The organism is Kitasatospora sp. NBC_01246 (genome assembly GCF_036226505.1).
Taxonomy (GTDB): domain Bacteria; phylum Actinomycetota; class Actinomycetes; order Streptomycetales; family Streptomycetaceae; genus Kitasatospora.
On record NZ_CP108484.1, the window covers coordinates 7261422 to 7282500 of the forward strand.

Sequence of the window (21079 nt, forward strand, 5' to 3'; positions counted from 1 at the left end):
GGCAGCCGAGACCGACCGCCCCACCACCCGCACCAGTGGCAACACCCCCGAGGAGCACCGCCCGTGACGACCCACCACGACACGTCCTGGGCACCCGAGGCCGAGCCCGCCGCCCCGGCCCCGATCACCCCGGCCGACGTCGCCGACGCGGCCCGCCTGGTCTCCTTCGGCCTGCAGGCCAAGCTGCTCCCCGCCCGCGACGCAGAGTACGCCGAGCTAGTCCGCCGCCACCGCGAGGACCCGCCCTTCGCCCGCCTCGCCGACGCCGTCGCCACCGGCATGGGCCTGGTCGTCCTGGAGGTCTCGCCGCGCGCCGGCATGGCCGTGGCCGCCGCCGAGGACTCCGTCTTCGCGGTCCGGATGGGCGACTACTCGCGCCGCGCCGCCTCCGAGTCGACCGACCGCTTCCTGCACGGCCTGGCCCACCTCGCCGTCGCCGCGATGGCCTTCCCCCGCCCCGAGGACCTCGCCGACGACGGCTACCTCGGCCGGATCACGGTCAACGGCGTGGACGCCTTCGTCCGCCAGGCCTGCCGCCGGCTGGAGGAGCAGGCCGAGGCCGACGGCGCCAACACCGACCCGCAGAGCGACGCCCCCGGCCTGGAGGCCGCCTGGCGGGTCTGGGCCCGGCGCACCGCCACCGGGGCCACCAAGGACGCCCGCCGGCTGTCCGGCTCCACCATCGGCATCGTCGCCAAGGCCGTGATGTTCCTGGTCGACTCCGGCTTCCTGCAGAAGACCTCGGACGACGCCGGCGGCACCTACCGCACCACCGCCCGCTACCAGCTCCAGGTCCGCGACCTGGCCGGCAGCGCCGCCATGGCCGAACTGCTCGACCTCGGCATCGTCCCGGTCTCCGACGGCACCGCCAGCCTGCTGCCCCCGGACACCGGGGACGAGCTGGTCGCCGACGCGGGCCTGCCGTTCCACGCGCTCTGACCCCGGGCCCCCACCCGGACCGGCCCGCCGCGCCACCGGGCCGGGCACCCCTGACCACGCACTCCTGACCCACCCGCACTGGAGAACCGCCGCACATGTACGAGCTCAACCGGGTCCGCCTGTACTCGATCGGACCGGCCGGCGCCCGCTACGCCGACACGGTGCTCGACCTGCGCGGTGTCGGCGAGCCCGTCTCCGACCCGGCCCCCCAGCAGATCGGCCTGTTCGGCGAGGAGCCGGACGGGCCGATCCGCCGGCCCGCCCCCGCCGGGGTGCTCTTCCTGGAGAACGGCGGCGGCAAGTCCGTCCTACTCAAGCTGATCTTCTCGGTGATGCTCCCCGGCCACCGCAACACCCTCGGCGGTGCCAGCTCCGGCGTGCTGCGCAAGTTCCTGCTGGCCGACGACTGCGGCCACGTCGCCCTGGAGTGGCAGCACACCGTCACCGGTGAGCCGATCGTGGTCGGCAAGGTCAGCGAGTGGCGGGGCCGGCAGGTCTCCTCCGACCCGCGCAAGTTCGCCGAGACCTGGTACTCCTTCCGCCCCGGGCCGGGCCTGACGCTGGACTCCCTGCCGGTCGCCGAGCGGGTCAGCCTGGCCGGCGACCAGAAGGCCCGCGGCCGCCGCCGCACCATGAAGGGCTTCCGCGACGCCCTCACCGAGGCCGGCAAGGCCCACCCCCACCTCGACCTGGTCTTCGAGGACGGCCACGACCGCTGGACGGAGCACCTCGGCGAACTCGGCCTCGACCCCGAACTCTTCCGCTACCAGCGCGAGATGAACGCCGACGAGGGCGAGGCGGCGGGCCTGTTCGCGGTCAAGCACGACAGCGACTTCACCGACCTGCTGCTGCGCGCCGTCACCGACACCCGGGACACCGACGGCCTGGCCGACCTCGTCCACGGCTTCGCCGCCAAGCTCGGCCGCCGCGCCGAGCTCACCGCCGAACGCGACTTCACCGCCGGCTCGCTGGAGCTGCTGGAGCGCATCGCCGAGTCCACCATCGCGCGGGAGACCGTCCGCGAGGCCCACCGCACCGCCGAGCGCCGCACCCGCCGCCTCGCCCACGCCCTGGCCTCGCGCGCCGCCGCCGAACGCGACCGCGCCCAGGACCTCTCCATCGAGGTCGCCGCCGCCGCGAGCGCCGTCACCGCGGCCGAGGCCGACCGCACCCGGCACACCCTGATCACCGCCGAGCTGACCCACCGGCACGCCACTCTCGGCCTGGCCGCCGCCACCACCGAGGCCGCCGCGCTGCGCCGCGAGCTCATCGACGCCCGCACCCTGCACTCCGCCTGGCAGGCCGCCGAGGCCGTGCTGCGCCAGCGCGCCGCCGCCGACCGGGTGGCCAGGGTCGCCGCCGCGATCCGCGAGGCCGAGCTCGACGCCGCCCCGGCGCTCGCCGCCCGCGCCCGCGCCGCCACCGCGCTGGCCCGCGCCCTGGAGAGCGCCGCCGCGGCCGCCGAGGAGCGCGCCGACACCGAGGAGCAGCGCGCCGGCGAGCTCCAGGCGGACGGCGCCAAGGCCCAGTCCGACGCCACCGAGGCCGCCACCGCCGCCCAGAAGGCCCGCAGCGAGTCCGACCACCTGCGCCAGCGCCTCGCCGAGGTCGAGCGGGAGACCGCCGCCGCGGTCGAGGCCGGCTGGATCGACCCCGGAACCGCCGAGCCCGACCCGGCCCGCGCCGCCCTGCACGCCGCCGACGTGGAGAAGACCGCCGCGGCCGCCCTCGCGCAGGCCCGCACGGCCGCCGAGGCCGCCGCGGCCCGGCTGCGCGAGGCCGCCGCGGCCACCGGCCGGGCCGAACTCGCCGAAGCCCGCGCCACCGACGCCCGCAAGGCCGCCGCCCAGGCGCTCGCCACCGAGCAGCGCACCGCGGCCCTGCTCGCCACCGAGCCCAGGCTCGCCGACCTGCTCTCCCTCACCCCGTACCAGGAGGACGCGGACGAGGCCTCCGGCTTCCTCACCCCCGCGGTCCTCGACCGCTCCGCCGAGACGCTCCGGGAACTGCTCGACGACGCGATCGCCACCGCCGAACGCACCCTGTTCGACCTGCGCACCGCGGCCGCCGACGACTCCCGCATCCTCGCCGCGCTCGGCGACGGCGGCCTGCTGCCGCCCGGCCCGGACGTGCTCGCGACCGTCGAGTACCTCGCCGAGCACGGCATCCCCGCGCTGCCCGGCTGGCGCTACCTGGCCCAGTCGGTCGACCCGGCGGACCACGAGGCGATCCTCGCCGCCCGGCCGGAGCTGGTCGACGGCGTGGTGATCACCGACCCCCACTCGCTGGACCGGGCCCGCGAGACGCTGCACTCCGCCGCGCTGCTGCCGCGCTCCACCGTCGCGGTCGGCGCCGCCGCCGCGCTGATCGCGCCCATCACCGGCGAGCCCGCCTTCTTCCTCGTCCCGCCGAACCCGGCCATGCATGACGAGACCGCCGCCGACGGCGAGCGCCGCGAGCTGCGCTCACGCGCCACCGCCCGCGAGGAGCACATCCGCGAGCTGGCCGCCCGGCTGGGCGGCGACCGCGCCCTCGCCGCCCGCCTCGCCTCCTGGCACGCCAGCTGCCCGCCCGGCACCCTCGCCGAGCTGGCCGCCGCCGCCGAGGCCGCCCACGAGCACGCCGAGCAGGCCGCCGCCGCGCTGGCCACCCTGCGCGCCGACCACGACGAGGCCGAGAGCGACCACGCCGCCGCCGCGTTCGCGCACGAGGAGCAGCGCGAGGCCGCCCAGCAGGCCCGGCGCCGCGCCGACGCCCTCTCCGGCCTCGCCTTCCGCCTGCGCGAGCGCGCCGGCTGGACGCGGAGCCTGCGCGAACTCGCCGAGGACGCGACCGAGTGCGACCGCCGCCAGGCCCAGTGCGCCGAGCGCGCCCGCACCTGCGACGAGGACCGCCGCGCCGCCCAGCGCGCCGCCGACGACGCCCGCCGCACCGCCCGCACCCTGCGCGCCGAGCGCGCCGAGATCCCCGCGGCCGAGCAGGCCGACGAGCCCGCCGCCCCCGCCCCCGTCGCCCTGCCCGCCCTGCGCGAGGCCTACCGCGCCGCGTCCCAGCTGTACGAGAAGGTCGGCGTCGGCGCCGACCTCCGCGCCGAACAGGCCCGGGCCGAGGGAGACGAGGCCGCCGCCGCGACCGAACTCGACCGGCTCACCAACAAGGTGCGCACCCGGGCGGAGGAGCTGCTGGGCAGCCCCGACGGCGCCGACGGCCCGGCCCGCCAGGCCGCCGCCGCCCGCGCGGAGGAGCTGGTCGCCACCATCGAGGCCCGCGCCGCCGCCGCCAGCGAGCAGCTCGGCCGGCTGCGCGGCGAGGCCGAACGCTCCGCGCCCGCCGACGGCGAGGCGCACACCGAGCTGCCCGAGGACCTCGTCCCCACCGACCCCGAGCACGCCCAGGTCCTGCTGCGCACCGCCACCACCCGGCTGGCCGAGCGCCGCGAGAGCGTCGACGCCGCCCGCACCGCCCACGCCGACCTGCAGCGGACCTTCGACGCCGCCCAGGCCGCCGCCGCCGACTTCGACGAGCACGCCGGGCAGCTGCGCGACGGCCTGCGCGAGCACCAGGACGAGGACGGCCGCCCGGTCGAGCCCTACCTGGGCCCGCTCGCCGACGCCCGGACGGCCGCCGCCGAGGCCCGGCGCGCCCTGCGCACCGCCGCCGGCGAACTCTCCGCCGCCGAACTCGCCGTCCGGGACGCCTCCGACGCCCTCGTCCGGCACGCCAACGCGGCGCGCTACGAGGCCGTCCGCACCCCGGCCCGCCAGCAGATCCGCGAACTGCCCGCCGCCGCCCTGCCCGACCACGCCGCCGCCTGGGCCACCGCCTTCGCGCCCCGGCTGCGGGTGCTGACCGACGAGCTCGCCCAGCTGGAGCGCAACCGCGGCTCGATCGTCGACCGGCTGCGCGGCCTGGTCGAGTCCTCGCTCACCACGCTGCGGGCCGCCCAGCGGCTCTCCCGGCTGCCCGAGGGCCTGGGGGAGTGGTCCGGCCAGGAGTTCCTGCGGATCCGCTTCGAGGACCCGGACCACGCCACCCTGGTGGAGCGGCTGGGCGAGGTGATCGACGAAGCCACCCGCGCCGCCGTCCGGAAGAACAGCGACCTGCGCCGCGACGGGATGTCCCTGCTGCTGCGCGGGGTCGCCGCCGCGATCGGGCCGCGCGGCGTCAGCGTGGAGATCCTCAAGCCGGACGCGGTGCTGCGGGCCGAGCGGGTCGGCGTCGGCCAGATGTCGGACGTCTTCTCCGGCGGCCAGCTGCTCACCGCGGCCATCGCGCTGTACTGCACGATGGCCGCGCTGCGGGCCAACGACCGGGGCCAGTCCCAGCTGCGGCACGCCGGCACGCTCTTCCTGGACAATCCGATCGGCCGCGCCAACGCCACCTACCTGCTGGAGCTCCAGCGGGCGGTCGCCGACGCGCTCGGCGTCCAGCTGATCTACACCACCGGCCTGTTCGACACCACCGCGCTGGCCGAGTTCCCGCTGGTCATCCGGCTGCGCAACGACGCCGACCTGCGGGCCGGCCTCAAGTACATCTCGGTGGAGGAGCACCTGCGCCCCGGCCTGCCCGCCCCGCAGGACCCGGACGGCCCGGCCATCCACGGCGAGATCACCGCGACCCGGATGTTCAAGCGCCCGGTGGAGGCCCCGGGCCAGGCCTGATCCCCGCTACCCCGGCGCCACCGGCCCGCCTACCGTGGGGGCATGCTGACGATCGCTCACTTCAGTGACATCCACCTCGGCCAGGAGTGGCGCCGGGACGGCGGCGCCCGCGCGTACCGGCGGGCCGAGCGGGTGATGGCGTACCTCAACGCCCTGCCGGGCCCGCTGGACGCCGTCCTGGTCACCGGCGACCTCGCGGACCACGGCCTGCCGGCGGAGTACGAGCAGGCCGCCAAGGTGCTGGTCTCCCGCCACCCGGTGCTCACCTGTCCCGGCAACCACGACCGGCGCGCGCCCTACCGGGAGGGACTGCTGGGGGAGGCGCCCGCCGACGGCCCGGTCAACCGGCGGCACGAACTGCCCGGCGCCGACCTGCTGCTGCTCGACTCGTCGATCCCCGGCCGCGACGACGGCCTGCTCGACGACGGGACGCTGGCCTGGCTGGACGCCGAGCTGGCCGGGGGCCGTCCGGACCGGCCGGCACTGGTGGCCTTCCACCACCCGCCGGTCGTCCTCCACCTCCCGACCGTCGACCCGATCCGCCAGTTCGGGGAGGAGCGGCTCGCCGAGGTGCTGGCCCGCCACCCCCGGGTGGCCGCCCTGCTCTGCGGCCACTCCCACACCGGCGCGGCCACCGTGTTCGCCGGTCTGCCGGTACTGGTCGCGCCGGGTGTGGTGTCGACCGTCACGCTGCCCTGCGAGGGCGGCCCCGGGATCAGCTTCGAGCAGCCGCCGATGCTCGCCTTCCACGTTCTGGACGACGACGGCCGGCTCACCACCCACTACCGGGCCGTCGTGCCGGCCTGACCACCCACCCGGGCACCCTGCGCGGTGGGCACCCACGGCTGGGGCGCCGTCCCGGTCGGGGGGCCCGCCGGGCGCGGCACCGGCCGGACCCCGGCGGGCGCCCGGCTGCCGGCCATCGGCGAGGCGGAGTTCGGCCCGCGCATCCGCTGGGCGGCGACCTGGCGCGAGATGAGGATCTCCAGCAGGCACCACATGGTGCCGAACACCCCGAGCCCCATGGCCATCAGCGCCGGCGTCATCAGCCAGCTGTCCGCGTACGAGCCCAGCGCCGCGACGACCAGGCCGACCAGGGTGAAGGACAGGCAGAGCACGGCCCGGACGGCGGCTGCGCGCACCTCGTCGGGCAGGCGACGGCGGCGACGGCGTGCGGATGGCATCGGGCGACCCCCAGGCGCGCTCACGACGGCGGGACGGGCGCGCCGGAACGCGCCCCTGCGCACCACTCTGCCCCGTGGTACCCGAACCATGCGCGGGAATCAGCCGAACTAGCGTCAAATCGTGTGATCTGCACCGGAAACCGCGCCCCCCGGCCGAATCACCCCAGCTGCTGGTCGAGCTCCGCCAGCGCGCCCTCGGCGATCGTGCGCATCGCCCGCTCGGCGTGGGCCGCGTCCCCCGCGCAGATCGCCTCCGCGACCTCGCGGTGCAGCCGGATCGCGTACGGCTCGGGCTGATGAGGCATCAGATGGTACTCCGTGCGGCCGGTGAGCACCGCACCGACGGTGTCGCCGAGGTGGGCGAACATCTCGTTGCCGGAGGCCTTCAGGACGGTCGCGTGGAAGGCGATGTCGTGCCGGAGGAAGGTGGTCAGGTCGGCGGCCCGCGCCGTCATCGTCAACTCACCGGCGAGGGAGAGCAGTTCGCGGCGCTCGTCGTCGCTGGCATGCCGGGCGGCGAGCGCGGCCGCGGCCGGCTCCACCGCGACCCGCAGCGAGCCGAGCGAGCGCAGCTGCGCGGGCCGGTCGGTCCCGGCCAGCCGCCAGCGGATCACCAGCGGGTCGAAGACGTCCCAGGCGGACTTCGGCTGGACGGTGCTGCCGACCCGCCGCCGGGAGGCGACCAGCCCCATCCCCTCCAGGATCCGCACGGCCTCGCGGACCACCGTCCGCGACACCCCGTACCGCTGCTCCAGCTCCTCGGCGCGCAGGACCGCCCCCTCGGGGATCTCACCGGAGGCGATGGCCGGTCCGAGGTCGGCGAGCAGTCGGCCGGGCAGCCCCTGGATCTCCATCCGGCCAGCCTAGAGGGCCCGGCCGGCCCGCTCGCCGGGCGGCCCCCGCAACGCGCAAAAGTATGACGATTTGGTTTCCGACTCTTGAATACGTCATATCTTTGGAGCGATAGTGGCGGCCAGGCAACGAAGGAGCACCACCCATGGCTCTCAGCGTCGAGAACCACGACACCCCCGCGTCGCCCCTCACCCTCGTGGTGATGGGCGTCTCCGGTGTCGGCAAGACCACCGTGGCCCGCCTGCTGGCCGACCGCCTCGACCTCCCCTACGCCGAGGCGGACGACTTCCACCCGCCCGCCAACATCGCCAAGATGTCGGCCGGCATCCCGCTGGACGACGCGGACCGCGCGCCCTGGCTGCGCGCCCTCGGCGGCTGGCTGGGGGAGCGGGCCGAGGCCGGCACCGGCGGCGTGGTCACCTGCTCGGCGCTGAAGCACCGCTACCGCGACACCCTGCGCGCGGCCTGCCCGGGCGCCTTCTTCCTGCACCTCAGCGGGGGGCACGAGCTGGTCGGGGACCGGCTCGCCCACCGCACCGGACACTTCATGCCGCCGTCGCTGCTCGACTCGCAGTACGCCGCCCTGGAGCCCCTCGGGGCGGACGAGCGCGGTGCGGTCCTGGACGTCGGCCCGACCCCCGAAGAACTCGTCGAGATGGCCGTGGCACTGCTGCGGCCCGTCAATGGAGACCTCGCGTGACCCCCACCCTGCTCGCGGCGGCCGCCCCACCGGCCCTGCCGCACACCGACAGCGACGCCCAGCTGCTGATCGCGGTCCTGCTCAGCATCGGCGCCATCGTGGTGCTGATCACCCGGCTGAAGCTCCACCCGTTCCTCGCCCTCACACTCGGCTCGGGCCTGCTGGCCGCCGTCGCGGGCGCCCCCTTCGACAAGCTGCTGGGCAGCTTCTCCACGGGGTTCGGCGCGACCGTCGCGGGCGTCGGCCTGCTGATCGGGCTCGGCGCGATGCTCGGCAAACTGCTCGCCGACTCCGGCGGGGCGAACATCATCGCCGACACCGTGCTCGCCCGCTCCGGGCCCAGGGCGCTGCCCTGGGCGATGGCGCTGATCGCGGCCGTCCTCGGCCTGCCGCTGTTCTTCGAGGTCGGGGTCGTCCTCCTGATCCCGATCGTGCTGCTGGTGGCCCGCCGCGGCAACGTCCCGCTGATGCGGATCGGCATCCCCGCGCTGGCCGGGCTCTCGGTGCTGCACGGCCTCGTCCCGCCGCACCCCGGTCCGCTGGTGGCCGTCGACGCGCTGAAGGCCGACCTCGGCATCACCCTGGCGCTCGGCCTGCTGATCGCCGTGCCGACGCTGATCGTCGCCGGCCCGCTGTTCGCCCGGCTCGCCGAGCGCTGGGTCGGCCCGCTGGAGATCCCGCAGGCCACCGCGCCCGAGGAGACGGAGAAGCCCGCGCACACCCCGGGCTTCGGCGCGGTCCTCGCCACCATCCTGCTGCCGGTCGCCCTGATGCTCGGCAAGGCCCTGGTCGACGTCGTCGTCGACGACCCGAAGGCGATGCCGCAGCGGATCTTCGACTTCATCGGCTCGCCGCTGATCGCCCTGCTCGCCGCGACCCTGCTCGGCATGGTGACGCTCGGCCGGGCGGCCGGCTTCACCAAGGACCGGATCTCCGACACCGTCGGGAAGTCGCTCGGCCCGATCGCGGGCATCGTCTTCATCGTCGGCGCGGGCGGCGGCTTCAAGCAGACCCTGATCGACGTCGGTGTGGGCAACGCGGTCAGCGAGTGGTCCGCCAAGTGGCACATCTCGGCGCTGCTGCTCGGCTGGCTGATCGCCGTGCTGATCCGCCTGGCCACCGGCTCCGCCACGGTCGCCACGATCACCGCCGCGGGCATCCTCGCCCCGCTCGCCGCCGACATGTCCGCGACCCACGCGGCGCTGCTGGTGCTGGCCATCGGCGCCGGTTCGCTGTTCTTCTCGCACGTCAACGACGCCGGCTTCTGGCTGGTGAAGGAGTACTTCGGGATGAGCGTCGGCCAGACCCTCAAGTCCTGGTCGGTGATGGAGACCGTGATCTCGGTCGTCGCCATCGCCCTGATCATGCCGCTCAGCCTGATCATCTGACCGCGCCCCCGCGCCCCGGAGGGCGGTACCCGTCTCCCCCGGGTACCGCCCTCCGGCGTTGCCCGACGGCGGGTCGCACGGCCCGACCGCGGTCCGGCGGGCAGCCGAGCGGGTCCTGGGGACCGCCCCGGCAGCCGACCCGCAGGAGCCCGTGAGCCCGGCCGTGCGGACATGCCGAAGGGCGGGCACCCCCAGCCCGGGGTGCCCGCCCTTCGAGTCCTGTGCGCCGGCCCTACGGGGCCGAGCGCTTCACGGGACCGCCCTCACTCGGCCACGCGGTCACTTGGCGCGCTTCGCCAGGAAGGCGTCGACCTCGGAGCGGATCTCCGGCGTGTCCAGGCCGCGGACGGTCATCGTGGTGCGGCGGCGCAGCACGTCGTCCGTGGTGTACGCCCACTCGCTGTCGGCGGCGTAGGCGACCTGGGCCCAGACGTCCGGGCCGTCCTCGTGGATCGGCCGGCCGAGCTCCGGGTTCTCGTCGATCATGCGGGCGATCTCGAAGGAGAGCGTGCCGTAGTGGCTGGCCAGGTGCTTGGCGACCAGCGGCTCCATCCGGGAGCCGGGCTCACGGTCGATCAGCAGGCGGTGCGCGACGGCGTTCGGCGCGCCGACGCCGGGCAGCGGGACGGTCCGGGCGATGGTCGACATGTCCTCGCCGAGCGTGGTGCCGGGCACGTGGGCCAGCTTCTCCAGCACGGTCCGGCCGATGTGCCGGTAGGTGGTCCACTTGCCGCCGGCGACCGACAGCATGCCGCCCCGGCCCTCGGTGACGACCGTCTCGCGCTTGGCGGCGGCGGTGTCGCCGGGGCCGCCGGGCAGCACCCGCAGGCCGGCGAAGGCGTAGGTGATCAGGTCGCGGTCGATGTGCTCGTCACGGATGGCGTGCGCGGCCTCGCCCATGATCTGGTCGATGTCCGCCTCGGTGGCCCGGACGTCCTGCGGGTCGCCGGTGTACTCCTCGTCGGTGGTGCCGAGCAGGACGTGGTCCTCCCACGGGATGGCGAAGGAGACGCGGTACTTGTCGATCGGGATGGTCAGCGCGGCGCGCCACGGGGCACGGCGCTTGACCACGACGTGGGCGCCCTTGGAGAGGCGGATCGACGGCGCGGCGCCGGCGTCCTCCATGGTGCGCAGGTGGTCGACCCACGGGCCGGTGGCGTTGAGCACCAGGCGGGCGTTCACGCCGAACTCGGTGCCGTCCAGGCGGTCCTTGAGGTCGGCGCCGGTGACCCGGCCGCCGGTGAAGCGCAGGCCGGTGACCTCGGCGTGGTTGAGCACCACGGCGCCGGCGTCGACGGCGGCGCGCACCGTCATCACGGCGACGCGCGAGTCGTTCATCTGGTGGTCGCCGTAGACGGCCACCGAGCGCAGGCCCTCGGTGCGCAGCGCGGGCACCTGCTGGGCGGCGTGCGCGGCGGTGGAGACCCGGCCCATGCCGTCGCGGAAGGCGGAGAGCGCCGAGTAGAGGAACACACCGGCGCCGAGCTTGGGCGCGCTGTGCGGGCCGCCCTTGTAGACCGGCACGAAGAAGGTCAGCGGGTTGACCAGGTGCGGGGCCACGTCGGTGGCGAGCGCGCGGCGCTCCTTGTGGTTCTCGGCGACCAGCTTGACCGCCCCGGTCTGCAGGTAGCGCAGACCGCCGTGCACGAGCTTCGAGGAGGCACTGGAGGTGGCCCCGGCGAAGTCGCCGGCATCGACCATGGCGACCTTGAGGCCCGCCTGGGACGCGGTCCAGGCGACGGCCGTGCCGAGGATGCCGCCCCCGATCACCAGCAGGTCGTAGGTGGCCTTGCCCAGCAGCTCGCGGGTCTCGGCGCGGGAGGCGGTGCGGCCGGCGAAGCGCTCGGCGCCCAGGGTCGGGATGGTTGCCATGGTGTGTGTACGGCGGCGCGGGTCGGGCGGCGCCGTTACTCCTCTCGGTGTGCGGTGCGGCCCCTGCTGAGAGGCCGGTTCGGCCCGGTGCGGCGGGCCGGTGAAACGGGAGCGGGCCGGCCGGGGCCCGGGGGCCCCGACCGGCGTCCGCGGTCAGATCTGCTCGTCCTCCTCCACCCAGCCCATGGTGCGCTCCACGGCCTTGAGCCACTTCTTGTACTCGCGCTCCCGGGTGGCCTCGTCCATGCGCGGGGTCCACTCGGCGGCGCGGTGCCAGTTGGCCCGCAGGGTGTCCAGGTCGCTCCAGAAGCCGACCGCCAGGCCGGCCGCGTAGGCGGCGCCCAGCGCGGTGGTCTCGGCCACGTACGGGCGCTCGACGGGAGCGTCCAGCACGTCGGCGATGTTCTGCATGAGCAGGTTGTTGCTGGTCATGCCGCCGTCGACCTTGAGGGCGGTGAGCTCGACGCCGGAGTCCTTCTGCATGGCGTCGACGACCTCGCGGGTCTGCCAGGCGGTGGCCTCCAGCACGGCCCGGGCCAGGTGGCCCTTGGTGACGTACCGGGTCAGACCGGCGATCACACCGCGGGCGTCGGAGCGCCAGTACGGGGCGAACAGGCCGGAGAAGGCCGGGACGAAGTAGGCGCCGCCGTTGTCCTCGACGGTGTTGGCGAGGGTCTCGATCTCGGCGGCGGTGGAGATGATGCCGAGCTGGTCGCGCAGCCACTGGACGAGCGAGCCGGTGACGGCGATCGAGCCCTCCAGCGCGTACACCGGCTTCTGGTCGCCGATCCGGTAGCCGACGGTGGTCAGCAGCCCGTGGTACGAGTTGACGACCTCCTCGCCGGTGTTCAGCAGCAGGAAGGTCCCGGTGCCGTAGGTCGACTTGGCCTCGCCCTTGTCGAAGCAGGTCTGGCCGAACAGCGCGGCCTGCTGGTCGCCGAGGGCGGAGGCGACCGGCACGCCGGCCAGGTCGCCGACGGCCTCGCCGTAGACCTCGGCGGAGGAGCGGATCTCCGGCAGGACGGCCATCGGCACGCCCATCGACTCGGCGATCTTGTCGTCCCACTCCAGCGAGCGCAGGTTCATCAGCATGGTGCGGCTGGCGTTGGTGACGTCGGTGACGTGCTTGCCGCCGTTGACACCACCGGTGAGGTTCCAGATCACCCAGGTGTCCATGGTGCCGAACAGGATGTCGCCGGCCTCGGCGCGCTCGCGCAGGCCCTCGACGTTGTCCAGCAGCCAGCGGATCTTCGGGCCGGCGAAGTAGCTGGCCAGCGGGAGGCCGGTCTCGCGGCGGAAGCGGTCCTGGCCGACGTTGCGGCCCAGCTCGCGGCAGAGTCCCTCGGTGCGGGTGTCCTGCCACACCAGCGCGTTGTGCACCGGCTCGCCGGTGTTCTTGTCCCACAGGACGGTGGTCTCGCGCTGGTTGGTGATGCCGATCGCGCGGATGTCGTCCTTGGTCAGACCGGCCTTCTCCAGCGCGCCGCGGACCACCGACTGCACCCGGGTCCAGATCTCGGCGGCGTCGTGCTCGACGTAGCCGGGCTGGGGGAAGATCTGCCGGTGCTCCTGCTGGTCGACGGCGACGATCCGGCCGTCCTCGCCGAAGATGATGCAACGGCTGGAGGTGGTGCCCTGGTCGATCGCGGCGATGTAGTTACCGGTGCCAATGGAGGTCATGAGGGTCCTCGGCTCAAGAAGGGGGTTGCGGGGTGGGTGGGTCCGACTCTCGGGTCAGTCCCCGTGCTCGGGTGGGGTGGAAACCCGAGGAGCGTCAGAAGGCGACGTGGTACAGGCCGCCGGCCAGCAGGCCGCCGATGACCGGGCCGGCCACCGGGATCCAGGCGTAGGACCAGTCGGAGCCGCCCTTGTTCGGGATCGGCAGGAGCGAGTGCACGATGCGCGGGCCCAGGTCGCGGACCGGGTTGATCGCGTAGCCGGTCGGGCCGCCGAGCGAGAGGCCGATGCCGACGACGGTGAGGGCGACGATCAGGATGCCGGTGCCGGAGAGGCCGAGGCCCTTGTTCAGGCCCTGGGTGAGGATGCCCAGGCAGAGGACCATGGTGCCGATGATCTCGGTGAGCAGGTTCTGGACCGGGTTCCGGATCTCGGGACCGGTCGAGAAGATGCCCAGGGTCGCCTCCTTGTTGGCCTGGAACTGGCCGAGGTAGGTGACCCACACGAGGACGGCGCCGATCATCGCGCCGAGCAGCTGGGAGCCGAGGTAGACCGGCACCTTGCTCCAGTCGCCGCTGTCGACGGCGAGGGCCAGGGTGACGGCCGGGTTCAGGTGCGCGCCCGACTTGGGGGCCGACATGTAGGCGGCGATCATCACCGCGAAGCCCCAGCCGAAGGTGATCGCCAGCCAGCCGGCGTTGAGGGCCTTCGACTTCTTGAGCGTCACGGCGGCACAGACGCCGCCGCCGAGAAGTATCAGCGCGGCGGTGCCGAGGGTTTCGCCGACGAAGATGTCGCCGTTGGAGAACGCGGACACAAAGACTCCCTTGTCCATATGGCCCGGAGGTGCGGGTGGGGGCAGGTGGCTGAGCGATCGCTGTGCGGGTGAGCGCATTGTGGGAGTGATCTGCTCGGCCATCGTTCGACAATGTCGACCGTCATGCGGAAGCTTCCTCCCCAGGCCGCCTTCACGTCAAGGCCGGGTTACGCAGCTGTGACCCTTCACTCGAAGTTACCAATCGACTCACGTCAAATATGGACAAAACGCTAAGGCGCGGACAGGCATCCCGCCTGTCCGCGCCTCAGCGTGAACGTCAGATGTCCGCGGCCGCCGCCGCCGGCGCCGGGGTCAGAACCGTCCGGCGCCCAGGTCCCGGGAGATCGCCCGGGCCGCGCTGCGCACCGAGGCGACCAGCGAGGGCCGCACGAAGCCGTCCTCGCAGACCCGCTCCACCGGGCCGCTGACGCAGACCGCGCCGACCGGGTTGCGCCGCCGGTCCTGGATCAGCGCGCCGATCGAGGCCACGCCCTCCCAGGTCTCCTCGATCGAGTCGGTCCAGCCGCGCTCCCGGGTCAGCGCCGCCTCGGCGTCCACGTCCGCCAGGTCGGTCAGGGTCCGCGCGGTGTACGCCTCCAGTGGGCCGTCGCCCAGCTCCCCGCGGGCCACCGGGTCGTACGCCAGCAGCACCTTGCCGAGGGCGGTGCTGTGCAGCGGCTGCATCGAGCCGACCTCCAGCACCTGCCGGGTGTCGTCCGGGCGGAAGACGTGATGCACGATCAGCACGCCCTGCTGGTGGAGCACCCCGAGGTAGACGGTCTCGCCGGCCGCCCTGGCCAGGTCGTCCGCCCAGACCAGGGCCCGGGCGCGCAGCTCGTGCACGTCCAGGTAGCTCTGGCCCAGCCGCAGCAGCTCCGCGCCCAGCTGGTACTTGCCGCTCTCCGGGTCCTGCTCGACGAACCCCTCCTGCTGGAGGGTGCGCAGGATCCCGTGGGCGGTGCCCTTGGCGAGGCCCAGGGCCGTCGCGACCTCGGACAGCCCCAGGCGGCGCTCGCCGCCGGCCAGCAGGCGCATGATCGCGGCGGCCCGGGAGAGCGACTGGATCGGGCCGGGCATTCGGTACCTCCGCGCTGACAGGCGGTCGACAATGTCGACCGCAGTGGTAACGGGACGAGTCTGCCAGGCCGCGCCCCGTCCGTGCACCTTCCCCCTCGGTAATCTCCGTCCGGCGCGGTCAGTCCCGCCCGCGCGCCACCTCGGCGGCCAGCGCCGCGATCTCCCGCGGGCCCACCCGGCAGCAGCCGCCCACCAGCCGGGCGCCGTCGGCCAGCCACCCCGCCACCCCAGCCCGGCCGCCGCCGGGAGCGGCCCCGGGCACGCCGAACGTCGCCGCACCGCGCCAGGCACGGGCCCCGGCGTCCCAGCGCTCGCCGCTGTTCGGATAGACCACCACCGGCTTGCCGGTCACCCGGGCCGCCGTCGCCACCGCCCGGTCGGCGTCCTGCGGCGTGCAGCAGTTCACCCCCACCGCGACCACCTCGTCGGCGTCCGCGGCCGGCGCGAAGGCCTCCGCCAGCGGCTGCCCGGCCCTGGTCCGGTCGCCCGCCACGCTGAACGACAGCCAGGCCGGCACGCCCAGCCCGCGCACCGCCCGCAGCAGCGCCCGCGCCTCGTCCGCGTCGGGCACCGTCTCCAGCGCCAGCACGTCCGGCCCGGCGGCCGCCAGCACCTCCAGCCGCGGCCGGTGGAACGCCTCCAGCTCGGCGGTCGTCAGCCCGTACCGGCCCCGGTACTCCGAGCCGTCGGCCAGCGCGGCGCCGTACGGCCCCACCGACGCGGCGACCCACAGCGGCCGGTCCGCCCGGACCGGCGCCGCGGCGCGGCGCGCCAGCTCCACCCCGAGCGCCAGCAGCCGCTCCGCGTCCGCCCGGCCCAGCCCGCGCCGGGCGAACCCCTCGAAGCTCGCCTGGTAGGTCGCGGTGATCGCGACCTCCGCCCCGGCCTCGAAGTACGCCCGGTGCGCGGCGACCACCGCCTCCGGGGCGTCCGCCAGCAGCCGGGCCGACCACAGCGCGTCCGACAGGTCGTACCCGGCCGCCGCCAGCTGGTTGGACAGCCCGCCGTCCAGGACCAGCGGACCGGCGGCCAGCGCGGCGGCGAAGCCCGGCGGGGCAGGGGCGGGCATGGCGGCCTCCTCGGGGGCAAAGCTCCTGGTCACAGAGTAGAAGACCGGACGCCTCCGGCCGGCCCGAAAACCATTTGCCGCCCGGCCCCCGGATCGCTACGTTGTGCTCACCCCGAGAACGACGGCAGGACGGCGGCCCGCCGGTCCTCCCGGTACCGCCGACCGCACGACATGCCCGCCACACCCGACGCGCCCGGCAGCGCCCGACAGCGACCGACCGGCCCGACGAAGCGCCAGCGGAGAGGAGCCCGCCATGACCGTGGAACGACCGCCCGCCCACGAGAACGACTGGCTCGCCGCCTACGACCCGCGCGCCTACACGCCCGTCGCCGTCACCGTCGACGTCGTCGCCCTGACGCTGCGCCACGGCAGCCTGCACGTCCTGCTGGTCGAGCGCGCCGCGCCGCCCTACCAGGGGTACTGGGCACTGCCCGGCGGCTTCCTGCGGGCCGGCGAGGAAGGGCTCGACGAGGCCGCCGCCCGCGAGCTCGCCGAGGAGACCGGCCTGCTCGGCACCGCCGACGCCGAGGCCGCCCTCAGCCGGATCCACCTCGAACAGCTCGGGACGTACGGCGCCCCCACCCGGGACCCGCGCATGCACGTGGTCTCCGTCGCCTACCTCGCCTTCGCCCCCGACCTGCCCGACCCGCAGGCCGGCTCGGACGCGGCCACCGCCGCCTGGCACGCCGTCACCGACCTCGACCTCCGGCCGTCCACCGGCCGGTCCCCAGCCGCCGGTGTGCCCGCCGACACCCACGGGGGTGGCGTCGGCGGGCACACCGGCCACCAACCCGCGGCCGACGGCCCCGCCGGCACCACGACGCTCGCCTTCGACCACGCCCGGATCGTCGCCGACGGCCTCGACCGCGCCCGCGCGAAGATCGAGTACAGCCCGCTGGCCACCGCCTTCCTCCAGTACGACTTCACCATCCCCGAGCTGCGCGCCGTCTACGAGGCGGTCTGGGACGAGAAGCTCCACCCCGGCAACTTCCACCGCAAGGTGCTCTCGGTGCCCGGCTTCGTCGAGAGCACCGGGACGACCACCGAGCGCGGCGGCGCCCGCGGCGGCCCACGGGCCCGCACCTACCACGCCGGCGACGCCCACCTCCTGCACCCCGCGCTGCTCCGGCCCACCCGGGAGGACGAGATCCGCTGACCGGCGCCACCGGTCGCGCCCGCGCACTACCATCCGGCCATGACGACTCAAGAGGTGAGCAGGACGAGCAACCGGCCGAACTCCCACTGCCACTGGTGCGGCACGCCCTACCCGCCCGGCACCACGGCCTGGCCCCGCACCTGCCCCGGCTGCTCCGAGATCAGCTACCGCAACCCGCTGCCCGTCGTCGTCACCCTCCTCCCGGTCACCCAGGAGAGCGGTGCGCCCGGCCTCGTGGTCATCCGCCGCACCATCGAGCCCGGCTACGGCCAACTCGCCCTGCCCGGCGGCTACGTCGACTACGGGGAGAGCTGGCAGCAGGCCTGCGTCCGCGAACTGCGCGAGGAGACCGGCATCCTGGCCGAGGCCGGTGACGTCACCCTGGTCGCCACCGACTCCGACACGCACGGCGGCTTCCTCTGCCTCTTCGGCCTGCTCCCCGCCCGCCCGCTCGCCGAGCTCCCGCCCTCGGTCCCCACCGAGGAGACGGAGGGCTGGCAGCTCGCCGACCCCACGACCGCCCTCGTCTTCGCCTTCCACACCCGGGTCTCCCAGGCCTGGTTCAACGGCGAGTACGCCCACCACTGACCGTGCCCGGGGACGGGGCTGACCAGGCTCGCACGGCCGCGGCAGACCCTGGCGTACCGCGCGATCACATGGCAGGGTCTGCTCCGACAGCCCCAACCGGACGGGCCCTGCCACAAGCACCCCCGTCCCATCCAACGGCCGGGAGACCACCACCGTGAGCACCCCATCCCAGGACCAGCCGCTCTGGCGCCCCAACCCCGCTCGCGCCGCAGCCACCGGCCTCGTGGCCTTCCAGGCCTGGGCCGCCGAACACCACGGCGCACCGGCCGCCCCGCTGGCCCCCGTCGACAGCGACGAGCAGGCCGCCCGGCGCTACGCCGACCTGCACAGCTGGTCCACCGAGGACCTCGACCGCTTCTGGACGGCCGTCACCCAGTGGTTCGGCGTCCGCTTCACCGAGGCCCCCGAAGCCGTCCTCGCCGAAGCCGCCATGCCCGGCGCCCGCTGGTTCCCCGGCGCCCGCCTCAACTACGCCGAGCACGCCCTGCGCGCAGCCGACGACGAGGCCAACGCCGACAAGCCGGCGATCCTCCACCTGGACGAGACCACCGAGCAGCCGACCGTCCTCACCTGGTCCGAGCTCCGCCGCCAGGTCGGCTCGCTCGCCGCCGCCCTCCGGGCCCGCGGCATCGGCCCCGGCGACCGCGTCAGCGCCTACCTGCCCAACATCCCGCAGGCCGCCGTCGCCCTCCTCGCCAGCGCCGCCGTCGGCGCGGTCTGGACCAGCTGCGCCCCCGACTTCGGCGCCCGCAGCGTCCTCGACCGCCTCCAGCAGATCGAGCCCGCCGTCCTCTTCGCCGTCGACGGCTACCACTACGGCGGCAAGGACCACGACCGCGCCGAGGTCGTCGCCGAACTCCGCCGCGAGCTCCCCAGCCTGCGCACCGTCGTCCACGTCCCGCTGCTCGGCGCGCCCGCCCCCGACGGCGCCCTGCACTGGGACGACCTGGTCGCCGACGACGTCGAGCCGGTCTTCGAGGCCGTCCCCTTCGACCACCCGCTCTGGGTCCTCTACTCCTCCGGGACGACCGGCCTGCCCAAGGCCATCGTCCAGAGCCAGGGCGGCATCCTGCTGGAGCACCTCAAGCAGGCCGGGCTCCACCTTGACCTCGGCCCCGAGGACCGCTTCCTCTGGTACACCTCCACCGGCTGGATGATGTGGAACTTCCTCCTCGCCGGCCTGCTCACCGGGTCCACGATCGTCACCTACGACGGCAGCCCCGGGCACCCGGACACCGGCGCCCTCTGGTCCGTCGCCGCCCGGACCGGCGCCACCGTCCTCGGCACCTCCGCGGCCTACGTCATCGCCAGCCGCAAGGCCGAGCTGCACCCCGGCCGCGACCTCGACCTCTCCGCCGTCCGCTGCATCGGCACCACCGGTTCCCCGCTCCCGCCCGACGGCTTCCGCTGGATCTACGACGAGGTCAAGCAGGACGTCTGGCTCGCCTCCGTCAGCGGCGGCACCGACGTCTGCTCCTGCTTCGTCGGCGGCGTCCCGACCCTGCCGGTGTACCTCGGTGAGATCCAGGCCCCCTGCCTCGGCGCCGCCGTCGAGTCCTGGGACGTCCACGGCCGCCCGCTCACCGACGCGGTCGGCGAACTCGTCGTCACCAAGCCGATCCCGTCCATGCCCACCGGCTTCTGGAACGACCCCGACGGCGCCCGCTACCACGACAGCTACTTCGAGATGTACCCCGGCATCTGGCGCCACGGCGACTGGATCACCGTCACCTCCCGCGGCACCGTGGTCATCCACGGCCGCTCCGACTCGACGCTCAACCGCCAGGGCGTCCGGATGGGCTCCTCCGACATCTACGAGGTCGTCGAGCGCCTCCCCGAGATCGCCGAGTCCCTGGTCATCGGCCTGGAGGAGCCCGACGGCGGCTACTGGATGCCGCTCTTCGTCGTGCTCGCCCCCGGCGCGGTCCTCGACGACGGCCTGGTCGGCCGGATCCGCACCTCGCTGCGCACCGAGCTCTCCCCGCGCCACGTCCCCGACGAGGTCATCGCCGTCCGCGGCCTGCCCCACACCCTCACCGGCAAGCGGATCGAGGTCCCGGTGAAGCGCCTGCTCTCCGGCACCCCGCTGGAGCAGGCAGTGAACCCGGGTTCGGTCGACGACATCGAGCACCTGCGCTACTTCGAGCAGCTCCGCCGCGACCGCCGGGCCTGACCCCGGACAGCACGAACCCGGACAGCACGAAGGGGTGCCCCCATGACGGTGGGGGCACCCCTTCGCAGTCCTCGCTCCGGCCGCGCGCCGGTGTCACTCGCCGGACAGCACCTGCTGGGCCGCGGCCCGCGCGTCCTCGGCGCTGTCCGCGGCGCGGGCGGCCTCGGCCGCCCGGCGGCACTGCGCCAGCGTGTACTTGGCCAGCGTGGCCCGCACATAGGGGATCGACGCCGCGCCCATGGAGAGGCTGGTGACGCCGAGCCCGGTCAGGACCACGGCGAGCAGCGGGTCGGAGGCGGCCTCGCCGCAGACGCCACAGCTCTTGCCGGTGGCCCGGGCGGCCTCGGCCGAGAACGCGACCAGGTCCAGCAGCGCCGGCTGCCACGGGTCCTGCAGCCGCGCCAGCGCACCCACCTGGCGGTCGGCGGCGAAGGTGTACTGCGCGAGGTCGTTGGTCCCCAGCGAGAGGAACTCCACCTCCTGGAGGATCGACCGCGCCCGCAGCGCCGCCGACGGGATCTCCACCATCGCCCCGTACTTGGCGCTCAGCCCGGCCTGGCGACACGCGTCCGCGAAGTCCTTGGCGTCCTTGCGGTCGGCCACCATCGGGGCCATCACCTCAAGGTGCACCGGCAACCCCTCGGCCGCCTTCGCCAGCGCGCGCAGCTGGGCCCGCATGACCTCGGGGTGCTCCAGCAGGGTCCGGAGACCGCGCACACCCAGCGCCGGGTTGGGCTCGTCGGCGGGGGTCAGGAAGTCCAGCGGCTTGTCCGCGCCCGCGTCCAGCGCCCGGACCACGACCCGGCCCTCCGGGAACGCCTCCAGCACCTTGCGGTACGCCTCGACCTGCTTCTCCTCGCTGGGAGCCTTGGCCGAGTCGTCCAGGAAGAGGAACTCCGTGCGGAACAGGCCCACGCCCTCCGCCC

The 21079-nt window shown here is 74.7% G+C and carries 16 protein-coding genes (1 of these 16 running past the window's edge); 8 read left to right on the forward strand and 8 right to left on the reverse strand.

The window, feature by feature from the left end; translation table 11 throughout:
* Positions 1-63 precede the first annotated feature (63 nt).
* The 3 genes from OG618_RS30830 (at position 64) to OG618_RS30840 (ending at position 6407) form a co-directional block, all read left to right on the forward strand.
* The gene (locus OG618_RS30830; protein WP_329490851.1) at positions 64-939 is read left to right on the forward strand and encodes a hypothetical protein; all 876 of its coding nucleotides are present in this window, start codon (positions 64-66) and stop codon (positions 937-939) included.
* A 95-nt stretch (positions 940-1034) separates the two neighbouring features.
* Positions 1035-5600 carry a hypothetical protein gene (locus OG618_RS30835; RefSeq protein ID WP_329490852.1) on the forward strand — a complete coding sequence of 1522 codons (4566 nt, stop codon included), beginning with the start codon at positions 1035-1037 and terminating at the stop codon, positions 5598-5600.
* Between the two features lie 42 nt (positions 5601-5642).
* The gene (locus OG618_RS30840) at positions 5643-6407 is read left to right on the forward strand and encodes a metallophosphoesterase (protein WP_329490854.1); all 765 of its coding nucleotides are present in this window, start codon (positions 5643-5645) and stop codon (positions 6405-6407) included.
* Here the strand turns inward: OG618_RS30840 and OG618_RS30845 are convergent.
* Positions 6383-6784, reverse strand: a complete 402-nt coding sequence (locus OG618_RS30845; protein ID WP_329490855.1) for a hypothetical protein — start codon at positions 6782-6784, stop codon at positions 6383-6385. The two genes, OG618_RS30840 and OG618_RS30845, sit on opposite strands and share 25 nt — an antisense overlap.
* A gap of 158 nt (positions 6785-6942) precedes the next feature.
* Positions 6943-7638 carry a FadR/GntR family transcriptional regulator gene (locus tag OG618_RS30850; protein WP_329490856.1) on the reverse strand — a complete coding sequence of 232 codons (696 nt, stop codon included), beginning with the start codon at positions 7636-7638 and terminating at the stop codon, positions 6943-6945.
* A gap of 143 nt (positions 7639-7781) precedes the next feature.
* Between OG618_RS30850 and OG618_RS30855 the strand changes: the two genes are divergently transcribed.
* Together OG618_RS30855 and OG618_RS30860 are read left to right on the forward strand one after the other, a co-directional pair.
* Complete coding sequence (locus tag OG618_RS30855; protein ID WP_329490857.1) at positions 7782-8336, forward strand: gluconokinase; 555 nt, start codon at positions 7782-7784, stop codon at positions 8334-8336.
* Positions 8333-9724 (forward strand): GntP family permease, encoded by a 1392-nt coding sequence (locus OG618_RS30860; RefSeq protein WP_329490858.1) that lies wholly within the window; start codon positions 8333-8335, stop codon positions 9722-9724. Before OG618_RS30855 ends, OG618_RS30860 begins: the two co-directional genes overlap by 4 nt.
* 279 nt (positions 9725-10003) lie before the next feature.
* Here the strand turns inward: OG618_RS30860 and OG618_RS30865 are convergent, their stop codons facing one another.
* From OG618_RS30865 to mmuM, 5 genes are all read right to left on the reverse strand, one after another.
* Entirely contained in the window at positions 10004-11596 is a 1593-nt protein-coding gene (locus OG618_RS30865; protein ID WP_329490859.1) for a glycerol-3-phosphate dehydrogenase/oxidase, read from the reverse strand.
* 153 nt (positions 11597-11749) lie between these two features.
* Positions 11750-13276, reverse strand: coding sequence for a glycerol kinase GlpK (glpK, locus tag OG618_RS30870; RefSeq protein ID WP_329490860.1), 1527 nt, complete (start codon positions 13274-13276; stop codon positions 11750-11752).
* A 94-nt stretch (positions 13277-13370) separates the two neighbouring features.
* Positions 13371-14108 (reverse strand): MIP/aquaporin family protein, encoded by a 738-nt coding sequence (locus OG618_RS30875; RefSeq protein ID WP_380391237.1) that lies wholly within the window; start codon positions 14106-14108, stop codon positions 13371-13373.
* A 294-nt stretch (positions 14109-14402) separates the two neighbouring features.
* Positions 14403-15167, reverse strand: a complete 765-nt coding sequence (locus OG618_RS30880; protein ID WP_329490862.1) for an IclR family transcriptional regulator — start codon at positions 15165-15167, stop codon at positions 14403-14405.
* Between the two features lie 118 nt (positions 15168-15285).
* Positions 15286-16236: a homocysteine S-methyltransferase gene (gene mmuM / locus OG618_RS30885; RefSeq protein ID WP_329490863.1), complete on the reverse strand. Its 951-nt coding sequence runs from the start codon at positions 16234-16236 to the stop codon at positions 15286-15288.
* Between the two features lie 253 nt (positions 16237-16489).
* Here mmuM and OG618_RS30890 point away from each other — a divergent pair, with 253 nt between their 5' ends.
* The 3 genes from OG618_RS30890 (at position 16490) to OG618_RS30900 (ending at position 20153) form a co-directional block, all read left to right on the forward strand.
* Positions 16490-17392, forward strand: a complete 903-nt coding sequence (locus OG618_RS30890) for an NUDIX hydrolase (RefSeq protein WP_329490864.1) — start codon at positions 16490-16492, stop codon at positions 17390-17392.
* A gap of 39 nt (positions 17393-17431) precedes the next feature.
* The gene (locus tag OG618_RS30895) at positions 17432-17980 is read left to right on the forward strand and encodes an NUDIX domain-containing protein (RefSeq protein ID WP_329490865.1); all 549 of its coding nucleotides are present in this window, start codon (positions 17432-17434) and stop codon (positions 17978-17980) included.
* 154 nt (positions 17981-18134) lie between these two features.
* On the forward strand, positions 18135-20153 hold the full coding sequence (locus OG618_RS30900; RefSeq protein WP_329490866.1) for an acetoacetate--CoA ligase: 2019 nt from the start codon (positions 18135-18137) through the stop codon (positions 20151-20153).
* Positions 20154-20246: 93 nt separating this feature from the next.
* Here OG618_RS30900 and ptsP read toward each other — a convergent pair whose 3' ends face one another.
* Positions 20247-21079, reverse strand: partial view of a phosphoenolpyruvate--protein phosphotransferase gene (gene ptsP, locus OG618_RS30905; protein ID WP_329490868.1) — the end only. The gene runs 838 nt beyond the window's last position; the window shows 833 of its 1671 coding nt (coding positions 839-1671); its start codon lies beyond the right edge, outside the window; the stop codon is at positions 20247-20249.